Origin of the sequence: Bacillus sp. FSL W8-0770 (assembly GCF_038008705.1) — a bacterium.
In the GTDB taxonomy this organism is placed as follows: Bacteria; Bacillota; Bacilli; order Bacillales; family Bacillaceae_G; genus Bacillus_A; species Bacillus_A cereus.
In genome coordinates this window covers 2543611-2563618 of sequence record NZ_JBBOZR010000001.1, presented here as the reverse complement: position 1 = coordinate 2563618, position 20008 = coordinate 2543611, and the positions used below count along the sequence as shown (strand labels likewise).

The following is a 20008-nucleotide window of genomic DNA, read 5'->3' as shown; positions in this document are numbered from 1 at the left end:
AGAAAGTCTATAAAATGAAAGCGATAACAAACGATTGCTTTAAAATGATTTCCCTGATCTTTTAGTATTTACAAATATATGAAGGCATAAACAAATCTATTTTTTTAAGTATTAATGCAAACGCTTTCGTATTAAAAGGTCATTGAAATACATACGTGAAAATAGCCAATATGGAGGTGAAGTTAAAGAGATTTCTAGATAAATTTAAGCAGTTTTATTCAGTGAAAGCATAATAAATCGTTAGTAATATTTGAAGAAAGGGTGTATGTGGTGCAAATTACAAAAAGATTAATTAATAAAACAGTTTTATTACTTACTTTAATCATTATGTTATCATCTGTTTTCTCTTTTCAGAGTGTGAAGGCAGTTTCAAATTCGAAAACAACTGAAATTATCATTCATTACAAAGAAAAGCTTGGAAATACAAAAGACTGGAATCTTTGGTTATGGGGAGAAAATGCAAATGGTACATCTTATGAATTTACTGGTGAAGATGAATTTGGAAAATACGCTAAGATAAAAATAGACGGTGACTATAATCGTGTAGGATTTATAGTTCGAACAAATGAATGGGAAAAAGATGGTGGGGATCGTTGGATTGAAAATATAAAGGACGGTCGTGCTGAAGTATGGATTCTTTCGGGTGATGAAAAAGTATATAACTCTAAGCCTTCATCGGATCTCTCAATTCAAAAAGCAACTATTGATAGTTTCAATGAAATTACTGTAACGACTAATGTCCCGTTTCATATTAAGGAAAAGAAAATTGAAATTGAAGGCATTAAAATTAAAAATATTACTCCTTATGATACAAACAGTGGAGATATTACTAATAAGGTTAAAATAATTACGGAACAGAAAATTGATTTAAAACAAACATACAAAGTTAAAATTGAAAACTTAGCTGATACGAATACTGAAATTGGTAAAGTCATTCGTAGCGAAGAATTTGATAATTTATTTTATTATGGTGGCAACGATTTAGGAAATACATATACTCCGCAACATACAAAGTTCCGTTTATGGGCTCCTACTGCAAGCGAAGCGAAGTTAGTTACATATAAAAACTGGAACGATAAAATAGGTGCTGAAATAAACATGCAACAAGGTGAAAAGGGAACTTGGACAGCAGAACTAAAGGGGAACCAAAAAGGGCTCTTTTATACGTATAAGGTCAAAATTGGTGATAAGTGGACTGAAGCGGTTGATCCATATGTGCGTGCTGCTTCTGTAAATGGGGATAAAGGTGCAGTCGTTAATTTAGAAGAAACAAATCCGAAAAAATGGAAAGCAAACAAAAAGCCAAAATTTAAAAATCCGGAAGATGCTATTATTTATGAGTTACATGTACGTGATCTTTCCATCCAACCTGAAAGTGGTATTAAACAGAAAGGGAAGTATTTAGGTGTAACAGAAAAAGGAACAAAAGGGCCAGAAGGTGTAAAAACAGGACTTGATCATATAAAGGATCTAGGTGTTACTCACGTTCAGTTTTTACCGATATTTGATTATGCTTCTGTAAATGAAGAGACTTTAAATGAACCGCAATATAACTGGGGATATGATCCTAAAAATTTCAACGTTCCAGAAGGCTCCTATTCTACAAATCCTTATGAGCCGACTGTGCGAATAACTGAATTGAAGCAAATGGTTCAAACACTACATGATAATAATCTTCGAGTAGTGATGGATGTAGTATATAACCATATGTATAATGCTGCTGAATCTAATTTTCATAAGTTAGTTCCAGGTTATTATTATCGTTACAATGAAGATGGAACATTTGCAAATGGAACTGGAGTAGGAAATGATACTGCTTCAGAAAGAAAAATGATGAGGAAATTTATGATAGATTCCGTAACATATTGGGCAAAAGAATACAATTTAGATGGATTCCGTTTTGATTTAATGGGTATTCATGATTATGAAACGATGAATAAAATACGTAAAGCTGTTAATCAAATTGACCCTTCTATTATACTACACGGAGAAGGATGGGATTTAAATACACCTCTTGCAGCTGAGCTGAAAGCAAATCAAAAAAATGCAGAGAAAATGAAAGGGATTGCTCATTTTAACGATAATATACGTGATGGGTTGAAAGGTAGTGTATTTGAGGAAAAGGAAAATGGTTTTATAAATGGAAAGGAAAACATGGAAGATCGTATTAAAAAAGGTATTACGGCAGGTATTGACTACGATACAAATTCGTCTACCTATCAAGATCCGGAACAGGTATTAACTTATGTGGAAGCACATGACAATCATACATTATGGGATAAACTTGAGTTAACTAATCCAGGTGACAGTGAAGAAATGCGAAAACAAATGCACAAATTGTCTTCTTCAATTTTATTAACATCACAAGGGATTCCATTTTTACATGCAGGGCAAGAGTTTATGCGCACGAAATACGGTGATCATAATAGTTACAAATCTCCAGATTCAATTAACCAGATGGATTGGCTGCGCCGTGCAACGTTTAATAATGAAGTAGATTATATGAAGGGTTTAATAGAATTACGCAAAAAGTACTCAGCTTTTCGAATGACATCTGCAGAGCAAATAAAAACACACGTATCATTTATTGATGCTCCGAAAAATACTGTAGCTTATACAATAGAGGGGAATAAAAATGAATACTTTACAGTGGCTCACAATGCAAATAGAGAAGCTGTTGAAATAACACTTCCATCGAAAGGGCCTTGGAAAGTACTAGTAGACAGCAAGCAGGCGGGAAGTAAACCACTTTATGTTGTCCATGACAATAAAATTAAAGTTCCTGCATTAAGTTCATTTGTCTTAAAAACAGAGAAACCGATTAAATAAAAGCGAAGAATGTGGAAATAAATACTGCATTGAGCAAATTTAACAAGGATTGCAAATAAAAAAAGCGAAGTGAAGATTATTCTCACTTCGTTTTTAAAGTTAATGTAATATAATTTCACATACTGTAATTATATTACAATTTAATAAAAGAAATAAGCAATAGCTTATTTCTTTTGTGACAGTAGGAGGAGAAGATATCTTTGAGTTTATTTATAAAATTACCTGAAATACATTCGTAATTCATATAATGTTTATTGTATATTCGAACATATAACGAACTAGATGTTCGAGTTGTATTAATTCCTACAAATCGTTTAAAAATAACAAAGGCGTAAAAAGTATATGGAATTAAAATAGAGAAAAGACACCATTCAAGGTGTCTTTTCTCTATTTTGAATATGAAATGTAAGTAACTCGATTGTATGTAATAGTATGTGATATTTTCACACTAACTGATTAAGAAAAATTTAAAACTCTTTTCTTAATCTATTTGTAATAAATTACATCATAAAATTTTATCAATATAATAAATAAAACTTTCTCAACATTATTTGATTTAATAACTATATTCAACCGCTCTCCAATCCATTACAATAATTTCACATTGGAAATACATGAATATTCTCAATGTTATAAATGGTTTATACCTTATAGGATTACTATGGGAAAGGATGTGAAGTATCCAAAAAGAAATCATTTTTTATGATGAAATAAAAAATTTTAATGAAGAAAAAGTTATTTCATTATTTTCAGGTTTCGTTAAAGTACATGTATTTATAATCACTATGAGACAAGGAGCAGAATCTGAAAAAATTTTTGTAAATTAGAAAATTGCATTTCAAAAATAAGTTAAACGTTTATGGAGGGTTATATGAGCGAGAAAATTTATTACTGGTCTCCGATTAAGCATTGGGAGAAGTTGCATAATGAAGTTTTGATAGGGGAAATGAGATTTACAGGTATTCTGTCTGAGTGGTTTCCAGATTTTTATTTTATGGCTCAAAAAGGTGTGAAAATTAGTGAACTAGTAGAGCGCTTTTCGTTAGGAAATGTAGAAGAGACACAAAAAAACATAGAGCTCATGATAAAAAATCGTGTGTTAGTAAGTAATATATTACACCCAAGAGAAGTATTTTCTTCACAAGAAAAGATTTTTTCAAATCCATATAGCAACCAGATTCGCTTTTCTAAAGAAAAGTTAGATAAGTATATGAGTGAACAATTAAATCGCACGCACGTTGCTGCACGGTCGACCGAAATTCAACTTGAAACAACAAATGAGCTACCTACTATAATCAAGGAACGTAGGTCCTGTCGTCAATTTGATATGGAAAAACATATTAGTTTTTCGGAATTTTCCCAACTCTTATCAACTCTAAAACAGGTTAGGGAAGAAAAAATATACTATCATTACGCAAGTGCAGGCGGGCTCTATCCCATTGATATCTTTGTTTATGTAAAACCAAAACGTATAGAGGATATGAAAGCTGGATTTTATTATTATAACCCATCAAAAAATAGTCTTGTGATTGTAAACAACATTGATCAAGTAATCAAAAGTGATCATGAGTTAATTAATCAGGATTTATTTACTCAATCTGCCTTCTCAGTTTATTTGGTTTATAATGCGAACGCTTCCATCCCGAAATACGGTTCAGATGGATATTTATTTGCTTGTATTGAGTCAGGCATTATCACTGCTACCTTAAATATGGTTGCTGAGACATTAAATTTAGGGATTTGTTCAGTTGGTCATATGAAATTTGAAGATATTCAGCAATTTTTATGTTTGGATAATCATCAAGTGTTTCTCCATGGGCTTGAAGTTGGCTTAAAAATTAACGAGTAGAAGAAATGAATATTAGGGGGAAAAAGATAAAAATGCACATTAAAGATCGAAGTTCGATTCATGAAAATAAAGAAGTAGAAGCGTTTTGGAAGGAGCAATTATCTTCCGAGATTCTCGATTTTTCTGTATTTAAATTTAATAGCGATTACCAACTAAATAAAGAAATACCTTGTGAGTACGTTCAAGTCATAGTGAATGTAGAATTTAGTAAAAGTATACAAAAAATAAGTAAGTCTCAAGATTTATTATTATTTAGCTGGTTTCAAGCCGCTTTAAGGGTTTGTTTGGCACATTATACAGATCAAGAAAGAATTACTATTGGTATTCCTATAATTGAAAAGAATCTTGAACAAAGTGAGAATCTTAATAAGTTGATTCCTTTAGGAAGTGAAATCCATCCGCATCACACCTTTAAACAATTAGTAAATGAGATTGAACAAACGACTTTATTCGGGTATGAAAATCAGGAGTATCCGCTCTCTGAATTATTAGTTAAACACAATTTAACTCCTTTTCAAATTGTAATCGGGATGGAAGGATTACATAATGAAAATTCGCTAGAAGAATACGCAGAGAATAATTTAGTCCTATGGATACGAAGAAAATGGAATGAAATACATAATGAATTTGAATTTCAAATTTCTTGCAAGTCCCGTTCATTCTCTTCTTTGCAACAGTTTGCCAATTCGTATTGTTATGTTTTAAAGCAAGTTTCACAAAATCCGAATTTGGCATTGAAAGATATTTGTATTATTGCAGAAGAAGAAAAAGAGTTGTTAGAAGGATTGAATACTTTTCAAACGGGCATAGATTTGTTTCAATCATTTCAAGATTTGTTTGAAGCGCAAGTATTAAAAACTCCAGATCAAATTGCTGTTGTTTGTAATGATCAATCTTTGACATATAGAGAATTGAATAAGAAAGCGAATCAATTGGCTTCTATTCTTCAAAGTAAAGGTGTTTCAAAAGAAAGTATTATTGGCGTTATGGTAGATCGGTCATTAGAAATGATTATTGGTATGATGGGGATTTTAAAAGCAGGAGCAGCGTATTTACCAATCGACCCTAACTACCCAACTGAACGAATTGAATATATGTTACAAGATAGTCAAGCAAAATATTTACTTAGTAAGCGAACAGAGGAAGTATTGCCGCAATTTGCGGGTGAAGTACTGTATCTTGATAAAGAATATCTTTTCCAAGATGAAGAAAGTAATTTAGTACGAGAACATAATCCTAATGATTTGGCTTATGTTATTTACACATCAGGATCGACAGGAAATCCAAAAGGGGTAATGATCGAACAAAAATCGCTAGTTCATTTTTTAAATGTAATGAGAGAAAAAGTAAAGGCTAATCAATCATTCTTGTTTCTTGCTAGTGTATCTTTTGATATTTCCTTGTTAGAAATATGTCTTCCTTTAACGCAAGGTTCAAAAGTAGTAATTGCTACAGAGGACCAGTTTGCAACAAAAGAATTGGCTCTTTTAGTCAAAAAACATAAGGTGGATTTATGGGAATCAACGCCATCGCGAATGGAAGTGATTTTGAGTGATCCAGAAGGGGCAAATTTTCTAAAAGATTTAAAATCTATTTTATTAGCAGGAGAATCATTTTCCATTGATTTGGTTGAAAAAATTCGTTGTATCAGTGAAGCAACAATTTTAAATATTTATGGTCCCACAGAAACAACCATTTGCGCAACAGTAAAAGACTTGAGCACTTCCAAAGAAGTTACGATTGGCAAACCTAACCCGAATTATCATTCCTATATATTGAATAAGTATGGCCAATTAAAACCATTTGGAATTCCCGGTGAACTCTGCATTGCTGGCGTAGCGGTAGCACGAGGGTATCTTGGTAAAAATAAACTGACAGATGAAAAGTTTATACCGAGTCCTTTTGCGGCAGGGGAAATGATGTATCATACAGGTGATCTCGTTCGTTGGTTGCCTAATGGAGAACTTGAATATTTAGGTCGAATGGATCATCAAGTGAAAATTCGGGGGTATCGGATTGAATTAAGAGAAATCGAAACTCGATTAAGGGAATATCCAGAAATAAACCAGGCTATCGTTGTTGATCAAGTGTATGGAAATAGGAAATTATTAGCTGCCTACTATGTATCGGATAACAAGGTGTCTTTTGGTGAAATCAGAAAATATTTAAGTGATAAACTACCTGAGTTTATGATTCCTGAAAAAATGATTCAGGTAGAAGAGATTCCATTGAATCCAAATGGAAAAGTAGATAGAAAAAGATTGTTGGATATAACACAAACGGATTATGTATCAATTCCATACGTTGCTCCGCGCAATGAAATTGAACAAAAATTAGTGCGTGCATGGGAAAAAGTTATGGAGATTGAGGGAATCGGTATTCATGATAATTTTTTTGCATTAAAAGGAGAATCTATTAAAGCACTTCAGGTAATTAATTTATTAAGAAAAGACTGCTTAAAAATAAGTACAACAGATTTTTTTAAGCACCCCACAATCGCTCAATTGAGTTCTTGTGTAACGTTAGAGCATAAAGAGGAAAACCTTGAAAGTAGACCAACTCATGTTAAAGATTTGTCTAAGCCATTTTCCTTAACAGAAGTTCAGACAGCGTATATGATAGGACGGAATTCACAGTTTGAATTAAGCGGTATTTCACCTCAAACATATTTTGAATATGAAACAGCATTGGATATCAATCGTCTTTCAAAAAGTTTTCAAAAGGTAATTCATCGTCATCCAATGTTGCGAGCTGTAATTTTACCAGAGGGAAAACAGCAAATATTACAAAGCGTTCCTGATTACGAGATTGAAATAGTGAGTCTCATAGATTTAGATGATAGGAATCAACATGCTCGCTTACAAGAAGAGCGTTCTCGAATGACTAACCATGTATTCCCTTTGGGGCAATGGCCTTTGTTTGAATTGAAAGCTTTTCTTTTAAAAGAAGACACGTATTTATTATGTTTTCGATACGATGCTTTATTAATGGACGGAGCAAGCATGAACATTGTTGGACAGGATTTGTTGCATTATTATTATAAACCAAATCAAAAATTAGAATCTTTATCTTTTGATTTTCAAGATTATATGTTTATCTATGATGAAATGGAACAAAGCGAAGAATATAAAACAGCAAAAGATTATTGGACAAGTAAGCTTCCTGACTTTCCTTTTGCACCTTCTTTGCTGTTAAAAAAGGATCCAGCAGAGATTGCTACTCCTAACTTCCAATCACTTACAAAAATCCTGGATAATAAAAAATGGACAAAGCTACGAAAGTTAGCACAAGAGAAAGAGGTAACGCCTTCCGCTCTACTTTGTACAATATATGGTGATGTGTTGGCATATTGGAGTAATCAACGTCGATTAGCAATTAACTTGACTGTATTTAACCGTTATCCTGTTCATGATGAAGTAGAACAGATTGTTGGAGATTTCACATCACTTATTTTATTGGATGTTGATGTAAAACCAGAGCAAACTTTCTTTACTAGAGTAAAAGAAACGCAAGCTACTTTATTAGATGGCCTTGAACATCGTCATTACGATGGAGTTAACTTTATTCGAGATTTTACTCGATATCATCAAATGACGCCAAAAGCAGTTATGCCAATCGTTTTCACCTCGATGTTAGCAGGTGCAGGTGCTTTCTCTTGGGAACAACTTGGTTCTCTTCGCTATATTCATGCTCGGACTCCACAAGTGTATTTGGATAATGTAGTAATTGAAAAAAATGGAGAGTTATTAATTAGCTGGAACTACGTTGAAGAGTTGTTTGATGTTGATGTAATAGAAGCAATGTTTTCTCAATTTGTTGACTTATTGGAACAATTGGTGAAACAAAGCGATATAACATCTTTGCAGATGAAAGAATCGGATCAAACTTTAATTAAGCAATACAATGAAACAACAGAAAAAATACCTTCAACTACTCTGTATCAATTATTTACAGACCAAGTAAAACGTACACCCGATGAAGTAGCAGTGGTATTTGAACAAGAATGGTTAACATACTCAGAACTTCATAAACGTTCTAATCAAATTGCCCACTTCTTAAAAGAGCAAGGTATTGGTCGAGGTGACAAAGTGGGTCTTTTAGCAAAAAGGCGAGTTGACACAATTGTTAATATGTTAGGTATTTTAAAATCAGGTGCCGCTTATGTTCCGATTGATCCCGATCATCCTTTAGATCGCCAAACATATATTTTAAAAAATAGCTCATGCAAGCTTTTATTAGAACCTAGTCTTTATGAAGAAAATCATTTGTCATTTTATACAACAGAAGATATGCCCGCTATTGCTGGTCCAGAAGATATTGCCTATATTATATACACTTCAGGAAGTACAGGAAAACCAAAAGGAGTAATTATTACTCACCAAGCGGTTACAAATACTATTCAAGACATAAATCAAAAATATGAGGTGAATGAAGATGATCGTATTATTGGTATCTCTTCCATGTGTTTTGACCTATCTGTATACGATATTTTCGGAGCTTTAAGCACAGGTGCAATGTTAATAATGATTCGTGATCCAAGAGACATGCAAGAATTAATCCGCACTGTCGAACGTAGAGGGATTACAATTTGGAATACAGTGCCTGCAATCATGGATTTGGCATTGGATCAAGTAGGTTCTCATTTTGAATATCCTTCTTTACGTTTAGTTTTACATAGTGGAGATTGGATTCCGCTTTCTTTACCAGAAAAAATAAAAAGACATTTTCCAATTGCAGAAGTAGTTTCACTAGGAGGGGCAACAGAAGCATCGATTTGGTCAATTTATTATCCGGTCAAACAGGTGGAATCACATTGGAATAGTATTCCATATGGGATGCCCTTGGCAAACCAAACGTATTATGTGTTGAACTATGAAAAGAAAATTTGCCCTGTTGGTGTAATTGGAGATTTATATATCGGGGGAGTGGGCCTTGCTAAAGGATATTTAAATGATGAAAAGAAAACAAATGAAGCGTTTGTGTCACATCCTGATTTTGGTCTTATATATAAAACAGGAGATTGTGGAAAAATGCATTCTGAGGGATATATTGAATTTTTAGGCCGCCAAGATTACCAAGTGAAAATTCAGGGATATCGAGTAGAGTTAGAAGAAATCTCTCATTGTCTTCTAACTTATAAACAAGTCGAACATGCTGTCGTAATTGATCAAACAGATGAGAACGGAATAAAATTTTTAGTTGCATATGTGGTAACTGAGCAAAATATTAGTACAACAGAACTACGAAAGCATTTGCGAGATCACTTGCCAGATTATATGATTCCTTCTTATTTTGTTTATTTAGACCAATTACCCCTGACTCCAAACGGGAAATTAGATAGAAAAGCGCTCCCTACTCCGGAGAAACAAACAAATGAAGTATTTATTGCCCCAAAAACTGAAATGGAAAAAATATTAACTAGTATTTGGCAAGAAGTACTCAAAATAGATCAAGTTGGAGTAAATGATCATTTCTTCGCCTTAGGTGGAGATTCGATAAAAGCGATTCAAGTGTCCGTTAGACTGTATCGACAAGGATTCGAGCTTGAACCAAAAAATCTATTTTCATTTCCTATATTAAGGGACATGGTTCAATTTGTTAAAAAGCTAGACCAGTTTTCAAGTTCACAAACAAATGATGTAAATATAATGAACGATAATAAAGCTATATTACTAAATGTTAAAGATAAACAACTTAATCAACATACACTTACCAAAATACAAGAAAAAATGCCGGATATAAAAATAGAACGTATTTATCCGTTAGCACCTTTCCAGGAAGTTATTTATGAGCATGCTACGAATGAACCTGATACAAATGCATATTTTGAACAAACAATTTGGGCACTTGAGGGGGAGCTGGATATTAAACTCTTTATTCAGTGTTTTCAACAATTAGTTGATCGTCATGATTCTTTAAGAACAATAATTGTGCAAGATGAACAAGCAAAACCTTGGCAAGCTGTTCTATATGATGTTCAAATAAATTCAGAAATAAAAAACTTAATTGAGATGACGAAACAAGAACAGCAAGAATTCCTAGATCAGTGGATGAATGAAAATTTAAGTCAAGGATTTAAAAATGGTGAACTTATGACCCGTCTCTGTATATTCCAACTAGGTAATAACGAGCATAAGGTAATTTGGAGTTCCCATCATCTATTATGTGATGGTTGGAGCGTTAGCATTTTGATAGACGAATTATTCCAGCTCTATGAAACAACAAATGCGGGAACTACGGCGGAGTTACCTATGGTAAAACCTTTTGAAACATTCATAGACTGGACTTTGGCACAAGATCATGAGAAAGCACGTCATTTTTGGCAGGATTATTTATCAGGATACAATCAGAAAATTAGTATTCCTAAAAAGAAAGTCCCATCTAAAAGTGAAGGGTTAAACTTCACTTTTATGGATTTAACATTAGAAAAGGATTTGACTAATCAGTTACAGACATTTGTAACTAAAAACAATATAACTATGAATACAGCACTACTAGCTGTATGGGGAATATTACTTGGCAAATTTAACGGAACGAGAGAAGTAGTATTGCCTAATCTAGTATCAGTCAGACCTCCCGAAGTAGAAGGAATTGAAAATATGTTCGGGCTGTTCACAAATGTTTTGCCTATCCGATTAGCATGGACAGAAACACAATCTTTTGTGGATTTCCTGCAAAAGGTACAACTAGAGACATTGAAATGTAATGAGTATGCATACTATTCATTTGTTGATATACAAAAGCAAAGTGAATTAAAAACTGAGTTGACTGACCATCTTTGGGTTTTTGAAAACTATCCAACTAATCCAGCAATCTTTTCTTCAAATGAAAACAGACATTTTGCTATCACGGATTACGAAGTTGTTGATGAGCCACATGTAAAGTATGGAATTATGTGCTTCCCTGAAGAAAAACTTACAATAAAGTTTGGATTTGATCAAACGGTATATGAAGCAGAGAAAATACAGGAAATATTAAATCACATCCATGGATTAATCAACATGATTCTTCAAAATCCAATACAAGCAATTGGTGATTACAAATTATAAAAAATGAAAAGGCGAGCAAGAACTCGCCTTTTTAAATAGAATAGGAGTAAATCAAATGACAAAAAACTTGCAGTTATCAGCCGAAGAGATGCGTCAGTTAGGATATCAAGCGGTTGACTTGATTGTTGATCATATGAATCATTTAAAAAGTAAACCAGTTTCAGAAACGATTGATAATAATATTTTTACAGACAAGCTAATTGAAACGATTCCGGAAAACGGATCTAATCCAAAAGAATTACTTCATTTTCTTAATAACAATGTGTTTAATCAAATTACTCATGTGGATCATCCTCATTTTATGGCTTTTGTGCCAGGTCCTAATAATTATGTTAGTGTATTAGCAGATTTTTTAGCAAGTGGGTTTAATGTATTTCCTACAGCTTGGATAGTAGGTGCAGGTGCCGAACAAATTGAATTAACGACAATTAACTGGTTAAAATCAATGCTAGGATTCCCTGATTCAGCTGAAGGACTATTTGTCAGTGGTGGTTCCATGGCTAATTTGACTGCACTTACTGTAGCGAGACAGGTCAAGCTGAATAATGACATAGAAAATACGATTGTTTATTTTTCTAACCAAACTCATTTTTCTGTAGATCGAGCACTTAAAGTATTAGGTTTTAAACAGCATCAAATTTGCCGAATTAAGACAGATGAAGATTTAAAAATTTCAGTTAGTACTTTAAGAAAACAAATAAAAGAAGATCGATTAAAAGGGAAAAAACCATTCTGTGTTATTGCTAATGCAGGGACAACGAATTGCGGAGCGGTGGACTCCCTCGATGAATTGGCTGATGTATGTGGCGATGAAGATATATGGCTACACGTGGATGGAGCTTATGGGGCTGCAGCAATTCTCAGTGAAAAAGGAAGGGAGTTATTAAGTGGAATTCATCGTGCCGATTCTTTAACGTTAGACCCGCATAAATGGCTTTTTCAGTCTTATGATGTTGGTTGTGTACTTATTCGAAATAGCCAATATTTAAGTGAAACATTCCGTATGATCCCAGAGTATATTAAGGATACAGAAACTAATATAGAAGAAAAAGTGAATTTTGGGGAGCGTGGAATTGAACTTTCTCGTAGATTTAGAGCATTAAAGGTATGGCTTTCTTTTAAAGCATTCGGAGTTACAGCTTTTCGTGAGGCAATTGATCATGGCATTATGCTAGCTGAACAAGTTGAAGAGTTTTTAAGGAAAGAAAAAGATTGGGAAGTAGTAACACCTGCCCAATTAGGAATTGTTACTTTTCGTTATATTCCATGTGAGCTAACATCTACAGATACAATTCATGAAATAAACAAAAAATTGGTGGAAGAAATTAATCAAAGAGGATTTGCTATGCTAAGTACGACTAAATTAAAAGAAAAAGTAGTAATTCGACTTTGCTCTATCAACCCAAGAACCACAAAAGAAGAAATACTTCAAATCATGATGAACATAAAAGCATTAGCAGAGGAAATAAACACATCGCCTAAACATCTTATATCTGTTTCTCAACCTTAATATATTAGGCGGATTTTACATATTAATAGCCGATTCTTATTTAGAATCGGCTATTATATTTAAATGATAAATACATATATACTATTTATAAGTGTTTCTCTTGTAATGGGATTAAGCCTCAACCTTGGATACTCGTTTGAAACCAGTCTTTATTGCTTGTACTATTTCGTTCACAGCATAAATAGATACATCGGCATTTGGATTTAACCCTTCAAACCAGTGATAGGCATTTGGATATAAATGAAACTCCACATCAACACCAGCTTGTGCTAGTTTGCTTACATAGGTTAATGTTTCGCTGCGGAATGGATCTAATTGACCAACAAATGTGTAAGTATACGGTAAGTCACTATAATCCTCAGCTCGAGAAGGTGCTGCATAGGCAGGGATTTGATCCGTTCCATACATTTCTCCTAAATACATTTTCCAGCCAGCTTCATTTGCCTTTTGGTTCCAAACAAATCCCTCTTTAATTTCATTCGCTGAAGGTGTATCATTTCTGTCATCAATCATTGGATATAGTGGCATTTGTAAACAAATTGAAGGATATTTTCGATCTCGGGCTAATAATGATAATGCTGCTGTTAGTCCACCGCCAGCGCTTACTCCTGCAACCCCAATTCGATTCGAATCAATGTTTAATGACTTTGCATTATCAGCAATCCATTTTAAAGCTGAATAACAATCCTCAATTGGTGCTGGGTAAGGGTGTTCAGGTGCTAAGCGGTAGTCTACAGACACAATCACACAGCTAGCTTCTTTTGCAAACCTCATACAAGTATCATCGTTATCATCTATAGACCCTAAGATATAACCTCCACCATGTATCCATAATAAGACAGGTAAAGATTCATGATTTGATTTTGGACGATAAATTCGTAATGGTAACGGATTATCATCAGGCCCAACAATGACTTTATCTGTTAAAGAAAGAGAGTCATCAACAACGGTAGGTGGTCTCATTTGAGCTATTCCTTCTCTGATTGATTGCAAATTTTCTGGGCGTAAATCGAGATCCGGAAACATCTCTAACCCTTGTAATAATTCTGGATTTACTCTAGTTTTCATTTTAGCACCTCTATTTGTAATTGTTTTCAAATAAATGAAGTGTATTCTAAGTAGTTTAATTGTGAAAGAACACCACAATTAAATTGTAAATTGGATATGTTATAACGGTCAACAGAATATTCGGAAATTAAAACCTTTCTCAAGAAGGAGTTTCATGCAATTAATAATACAAGTAGCGGATTTAAGAGCAAAGTGTTTTAATGTCGTTGTAATTATGTACATTAGAAAAATTTATTTTCTAGACTCATGAAGAATTATGAAAAGCAAAATTTTATAGATAGTTACCTTAAAAATAAACAAAAAGAGAAGAACTAACCAATGTTCTTCTCTCTTTTTCATATGTAATTAGGGTATCCATAAATGTAAATAAGGATGGTATAGATTAATGGATGAATAATTTATTTTTAAATTAATAACGTAATAAATAAATATTTTTGTATGTAATATTGCATATACAGGGACCACTGGTGAAAGTGCTGAGCAATGTTTTTCCATATGGTAAATTAGTTCTTTAGTTATTTATTTTATTTCATTTTCAATCGTGTAAGGCTTGGGGCTAAGATTTACAAAGGTGACTAGTAAAAAATATAACAATATAAGTATAAGATTTTGTACTTAGTAATCTCGCGATTTAAGGCATGGCATTAGATAAGTGCGGGGTGTTCAATCGATTTTGAATAAAATTGATAGTATCAGTTGCAATTTTTTTACGTTTAAGAACGATCCCGGCATGCCCGCATGTATAAATATATCGTGTAGGTTTTTCCCAAGCTTCCCACAAGTAGTCTGTATCCTCAGAATGCACATATAGATCGTGCTTACCTGAAATTAATAAAATATTTTCTTTTTGTACTTTTGGTAATGCTTGACTCGGTTCAGTGATTTTCCAATAATCTATTAAATCAACATACGTAACACCATGATTTTCCAAGTCTTCTCTAATAAATTTACCTGGAGTTGTATTCCAAATAGAATAAGAAAGTCGATTTGCATAGAAAATGGATGCTAACACATCAATTTCTTCTTCAACAAGAGAGGTTAAGTTAGTAATAAATCCGCCTAAACTAATTCCTATTAGAATCAGGGGCCCCTTTTTATTTGCTTTAATCCATTTAATCAAAGCTCGTAAATCAGCTACCGCTTGTCTAGTTGCTTGTAATGTTCGTTCAATATTTGCACTTACCATATACTCTCCACTGAATAAGGATTGATCGGGTTTTCTTTCAAAATGATAGGGTAGAGTGAAATAATACATATTCCACTTCAGGCTGGTCATATGATCGTGGAATATTTTTTTCACACGTTCGTTAGAATCCATTCTCCAACCGTGAACAAAGATAACATGAGGTGCATTTTCATTTTTATGTAAGAATAATTCCCCAGTTACAGAGTCGTTGCGTGAATCACCGGATTGAACCGAACTTTTATAGTTGAATTGCCCAACCATGTATTCATTTTCCTGCTTTGAATGCTTAATGTCAAAATGAAAATGTGATGGTTTTACTTTATAAAAAGATTCTATGTTCTTTATATTTAATGAAGTGTTAGAAAGGGAAGTAAACTGAAATGCTACACTTCTTTTTTTGTGTAAATCATATAAGGCGTACCGATCAATGAGTTTTGAAAAAATCAAATTAACCTCCTCCAAAATACATATTGTTTAAAACATAGACAAAATTTATGTTTTAAATTAATTAGGAAATATACTCTTTTCCTAATAGTAGGTGCTTGAATTATAAAAATAGGTGATAAATTTGTATATTATATTATAAATCGTGCAATAAAATAAAACTATAAATAATTTATATTAAAATTTAAGAAGAATGTTAACTTGTTTCTTTTCTTATTAAAAGATGTAATTTTTATGAGGAACTTAAATTCCCATCTAGATATTCACAAATAGCTTCTCTATATTTATTGTATAGAAATTATACAATAAATATATTTTTTATATTATATACATTAAATTAAGCTTAACCTCTCTTTTCTATAAGTCTCTTAAATTGACTAACTCCTTACCAATATTCAAAAACGACTGCATTTTTGAATTTGTGTTCTAGTTTTTCTTGAACAGGTAAATGAATAACTACACATAAACTCCTTATATCTCTAGTTAAACTACCGATTAGCTCCATATAAACTCTAGATAACCTATATAGAATACAAGTTATCAAGGAGGTAAGAAAAATGAATTTTATGAAACGAGCAATTCTCAGTATGAAAAAAAGGATAGGAACATCATTAATTTTGATGGCAGTTTTTCTGATTGTTACAAATTTGGTTCTTTCAGGTTTCACAATCCAAAATGCATCAAAAAAAGCAGCGGATGCTGCAAGAAAAAAACTTGGTGCAGATGTTACTTTAGGTCTTGATTTCGACAAAATAGGTCAAAAAGCTAAGGAAACTGGAGAAATGCCAAATCCGCCGCAGCTCGATGCAAAAGAAACAGATCAATTAGCGAAGTCCAAGTATGTAAAAGATTATAATTACATAGCTAACACTTTCGGTATTTCTGATGGGCTTAAACTAGTAGGAGCTTCAGAAGGAGAAGAAGAAGGAAAAGGTAAAGTGGGAATGACGGCTGCGCGAGGCGGTTCAAGCTCTGGTACAGAAATAGATATGAATGCTTCTTTTATGATTGAAGGAGTTCGCAAGACTGCATTACAAGAAAGCTTTAAAAACGGAAAAAGTAAAATCATTGATGGAAAACCAATAACAGAGCAAATGAAGGATCAGAATGTAGCTTTAATGGAAAAACGATTAGCGGAATTAAACAATTTGAAAGTAGGAGACAAAGTTAAAGTACAATCAGGGGATAAGAAGGAAACTCTTGAGGTTGAAATTATCGGCATTTACGAAACAAATGAGCAAGCAATGGGTCAACAGGCTCCTCCTATTATGGATCCAGCTAATAAACTATATATGCCGCATTCAACTATGAAAAAATTAGAAGTAGACCAAGGTATAAGTAGTGGTCAAGTCGTGTATTTCTTGAATGATCCACAATATATTGATGCATTTAAAAAAGAAGCAAAAAAATCTAACATTGATTTTAATTATTATAAATTAGATGCGCATGATTCATTGTACAAGCAAATGATTGGTCCTATCGAAAATATCTCTTCGACTTCTCAAATGATTATTTATATTGTATCGATTGCAGGTGCAATTATTTTAGGATTAATCATTATGCTATCAATTAAAGGACGTCGTAAAGAAATGGGAATTCTATTGTCTATTGGAGAGAAAAAGTGGAAACTGATAGCGCAATTCGTAGTAGAAGTAGTGTGTGTCGCTATTTTAGCATTTGGATTATCCATAACAACAGGAGCTAAAGTTTCTCAATATATCGGAGATAATTTACTTTCGAATGAAATTGCTACTGCAAGCGAAGAAACAGATACTTCGCAACATGGTACTGTAATGATGGCTGGATCTGGTGGTACTCTACAAAATCAAAAAGAAGATCCAATTGATAAAATTGATGTAAGTGTAACAGGAGAAGATGTAGGGAAAATGGGTGGAATTGGACTAGCTATTGCTATAATAGCAACGCTTCTTCCAGCATTATCTATTCTACGTTTAAACCCAAAACAAATTCTTTTAAAAGATGAATGAGGAGGCTTAATATGAAGACGATTTTACAGTTTAAAAATTTGGATTATTATTATGAAAGTAATGGGAAAAATGTAGCGATACTAGATAATGTTAACTTTTCTTTTCAAAAAGGACATTTCTACACGATTTTAGGACCATCTGGATCTGGTAAAACCACAACTCTGAGCTTAGGTTGTGGACTGGATGTCCCTAAAAATGGTTATGTACTGTATAATGGTAAAGATATTAGAAAAATTGGTTTGGATCGATACCGTAATCAAAATGTATCTGTAATTTTCCAATCTTATAATTTGATAACCTATATGACAGCTCTTCAAAATGTCTTAACAGCAATGGAAATTACGGGTGTTAAAGTGCAAAATAAAACAGCAAGAGCATTAGAATTGTTAGAAAGGGTAGGACTCACAGAAGTTGAAGCGAAACGAAACGTCCTGCAACTAAGCGGCGGACAACAACAGCGTGTAGCAATTGCTCGAGCACTATCTTGTAATGTTGATTTACTGATTGCAGATGAGCCGACAGGAAACCTCGACGAGGAAACTGCAATGGATATAATAGAACTATTTCAAGAACTTGCACATAAAGAGAATAAATGCATTATTGTTGTGACGCACTCACAGGAGGTTGCTAAAAAATCAGATCGTGCAGTGTATTTAAGTAAGCAGAAGTTGGTCGTAAATGAAATCTAATATAAACATCGTAGCTTTTTAATTCACATAATTTTCAAAATCTAGACCTTTCAAAAGCTTATATTTGATTTATAATAAAATCAAGCCATAATCAAAATGGTCTCCCTGTACTGAATGTTAAAATAGTTTGTTGTTCCCGTTTTAATAATATAATAAAAAGAACTTGTAGGATATTCTACAGGTTCTTTTTATTATAATTGGTTACCTATATCATGGGATAATCACACATAAAAAACGGGACATTACCTAGATGTATGACCTAAATATCGTCCCGTTTACCTACTCTGTATAGTTATTGCAGAATTAAACCTACAATCATAATTAAACTAAATACTATTATCCAACCAAACGCACAATAGCCAAAAATTCTAATCCATTTAGGTAATTGATGCATGTTAATTTTATTTGTGGGAACTCCTTGCATAGAAAACATCATTTTTTGATCTCTATCTCTATTATTTTGTTGTTCATACATACTATCATCACCTTTCCAGAACTATTGCGTTTATAGTATATCAGCCTAAAGAAAATTATGTACAGAATAAGAAGGGATAGCATAAATATTATGTGGTGAATTTTATAAATAAATGCATTTAATTGCCATGGTTCTAAGCGCTAATTCGTTATAAATACTGAAAAAGAGCACTACATAAATAGGACTCATTTTCTTCAAATATTAAGTTGCTGGATATAAATCAGAACCAAGGTAACGTTCTTTTATAATTTGAAGATGATGAAGCTCATGACCAGCAATAATGTATGCTAATGCACGAACTGTAACTTCAGAATTATTCGCATTTCCTCTTTGTGACCAAGCTTCTTTATCTAAGCTTCTAAGTAAATGCAGGGTAGATTGGCGAACAACTATTAAATTCCCAAGAAGATCTTGCATAGATTGCTTATCAAAAGCAGCTCTAAGAACATACATATCATCATTATAGCCTGGAAGTTCTGCTGTCTCGCCTCGAGCGATTGATAGCAATCGATACGCCATAATCCGTTCTGTATCTGCTATATGACCGATTACTTCTTTTATACTCCATTTAGTAGGAGCATACCGGAAAAGTCCCTCACTATCAGAAATTCCCTTTAATAAAAGATTTGTTTCCTTCATTTGTTGTTCTAGAATATGTATGATATTTCCGTCTGATACCAAGTTGGTATACGTTGCATAATAGGAGTTATATTCACTTACCTCTGGTCTTATTTGCATATGAATCCTCCTTTATGTTTTATATTTAATCTTTACATATAGCTTATCATAAAAGAATTCTAAATTAATCTGAAAAATGGAGGGAAATATGCATTTTTCATCTTCCTTTTCATCTTCATAGATGAAATGCATCTCGAATAAGAGAATCTAATTTGCTGTTAAGCGGAATTTCGTTTTTTTGCT

10 protein-coding genes are annotated in these 20008 nt (G+C 33.0%); 6 read left to right on the top strand and 4 right to left on the bottom strand.

The features are described from left to right. The first annotated feature begins 270 nt into the window (after nt 1–270). The 4 genes from pulA to NST27_RS13125 all read left to right on the top strand — a co-directional run bounded on the left by pulA (nt 271) and on the right by NST27_RS13125 (nt 13237). Nucleotides 271–2829, top strand: coding sequence for a type I pullulanase (gene pulA, locus NST27_RS13140; protein ID WP_001167497.1), 2559 nt, complete (start codon nt 271–273; stop codon nt 2827–2829). 871 nt (nt 2830–3700) lie between these two features. Beyond that, nucleotides 3701–4678, top strand: coding sequence for a SagB/ThcOx family dehydrogenase (locus NST27_RS13135; RefSeq protein WP_001290962.1), 978 nt, complete (start codon nt 3701–3703; stop codon nt 4676–4678). A 32-nt stretch (nt 4679–4710) separates the two neighbouring features. Next, nucleotides 4711–11727 (top strand): non-ribosomal peptide synthetase, encoded by a 7017-nt coding sequence (locus NST27_RS13130; protein WP_047386301.1) that lies wholly within the window; start codon nt 4711–4713, stop codon nt 11725–11727. A gap of 55 nt (nt 11728–11782) precedes the next feature. Then, nucleotides 11783–13237 carry a pyridoxal phosphate-dependent decarboxylase family protein gene (locus tag NST27_RS13125; RefSeq protein WP_000164805.1) on the top strand — a complete coding sequence of 485 codons (1455 nt, stop codon included), beginning with the start codon at nt 11783–11785 and terminating at the stop codon, nt 13235–13237. A gap of 111 nt (nt 13238–13348) precedes the next feature. On the opposite strand, the gene NST27_RS13120 is transcribed toward NST27_RS13125, so the two are convergent. Then, entirely contained in the window at nt 13349–14305 is a 957-nt protein-coding gene (locus tag NST27_RS13120; RefSeq protein WP_000857941.1) for an alpha/beta hydrolase, read from the bottom strand. Between the two features lie 631 nt (nt 14306–14936). After that, on the bottom strand, nt 14937–15938 hold the full coding sequence (locus NST27_RS13115; protein ID WP_000577708.1) for an alpha/beta hydrolase: 1002 nt from the start codon (nt 15936–15938) through the stop codon (nt 14937–14939). 554 nt (nt 15939–16492) lie between these two features. Here NST27_RS13115 and NST27_RS13110 point away from each other — a divergent pair. Further along, the gene (locus NST27_RS13110; protein WP_001010213.1) at nt 16493–17923 is read left to right on the top strand and encodes an ABC transporter permease; all 1431 of its coding nucleotides are present in this window, start codon (nt 16493–16495) and stop codon (nt 17921–17923) included. Nucleotides 17924–17934: 11 nt separating this feature from the next. Then, nucleotides 17935–18612, top strand: a complete 678-nt coding sequence (locus NST27_RS13105; RefSeq protein ID WP_000849224.1) for an ABC transporter ATP-binding protein — start codon at nt 17935–17937, stop codon at nt 18610–18612. 292 nt (nt 18613–18904) lie between these two features. Here the strand turns inward: NST27_RS13105 and NST27_RS13100 are convergent, their stop codons facing one another. Both NST27_RS13100 and NST27_RS13095 read right to left on the bottom strand, forming a co-directional pair. After that, nucleotides 18905–19087: a hypothetical protein gene (locus NST27_RS13100; protein ID WP_000273232.1), complete on the bottom strand. Its 183-nt coding sequence runs from the start codon at nt 19085–19087 to the stop codon at nt 18905–18907. Nucleotides 19088–19288: 201 nt separating this feature from the next. Next, on the bottom strand, nt 19289–19825 hold the full coding sequence (locus tag NST27_RS13095; protein ID WP_001167105.1) for a DinB family protein: 537 nt from the start codon (nt 19823–19825) through the stop codon (nt 19289–19291). Nucleotides 19826–20008: the final 183 nt, after the last annotated feature.

Coding starts and splice junctions, on each gene's coding strand:
- NST27_RS13095 (WP_001167105.1), bottom strand. CDS start 19,825: ATGCAAATAAGACCAGAGGTAAGTGAATATAACTCCTATTATGCAACG.
- NST27_RS13130 (WP_047386301.1), top strand. CDS start 4,711: ATGCACATTAAAGATCGAAGTTCGATTCATGAAAATAAAGAAGTAGAA.
- NST27_RS13135 (WP_001290962.1), top strand. CDS start 3,701: ATGAGCGAGAAAATTTATTACTGGTCTCCGATTAAGCATTGGGAGAAG.
- NST27_RS13120 (WP_000857941.1), bottom strand. CDS start 14,305: ATGAAAACTAGAGTAAATCCAGAATTATTACAAGGGTTAGAGATGTTT.
- NST27_RS13100 (WP_000273232.1), bottom strand. CDS start 19,087: ATGTATGAACAACAAAATAATAGAGATAGAGATCAAAAAATGATGTTT.
- NST27_RS13110 (WP_001010213.1), top strand. CDS start 16,493: ATGAATTTTATGAAACGAGCAATTCTCAGTATGAAAAAAAGGATAGGA.
- NST27_RS13105 (WP_000849224.1), top strand. CDS start 17,935: ATGAAGACGATTTTACAGTTTAAAAATTTGGATTATTATTATGAAAGT.
- NST27_RS13125 (WP_000164805.1), top strand. CDS start 11,783: ATGACAAAAAACTTGCAGTTATCAGCCGAAGAGATGCGTCAGTTAGGA.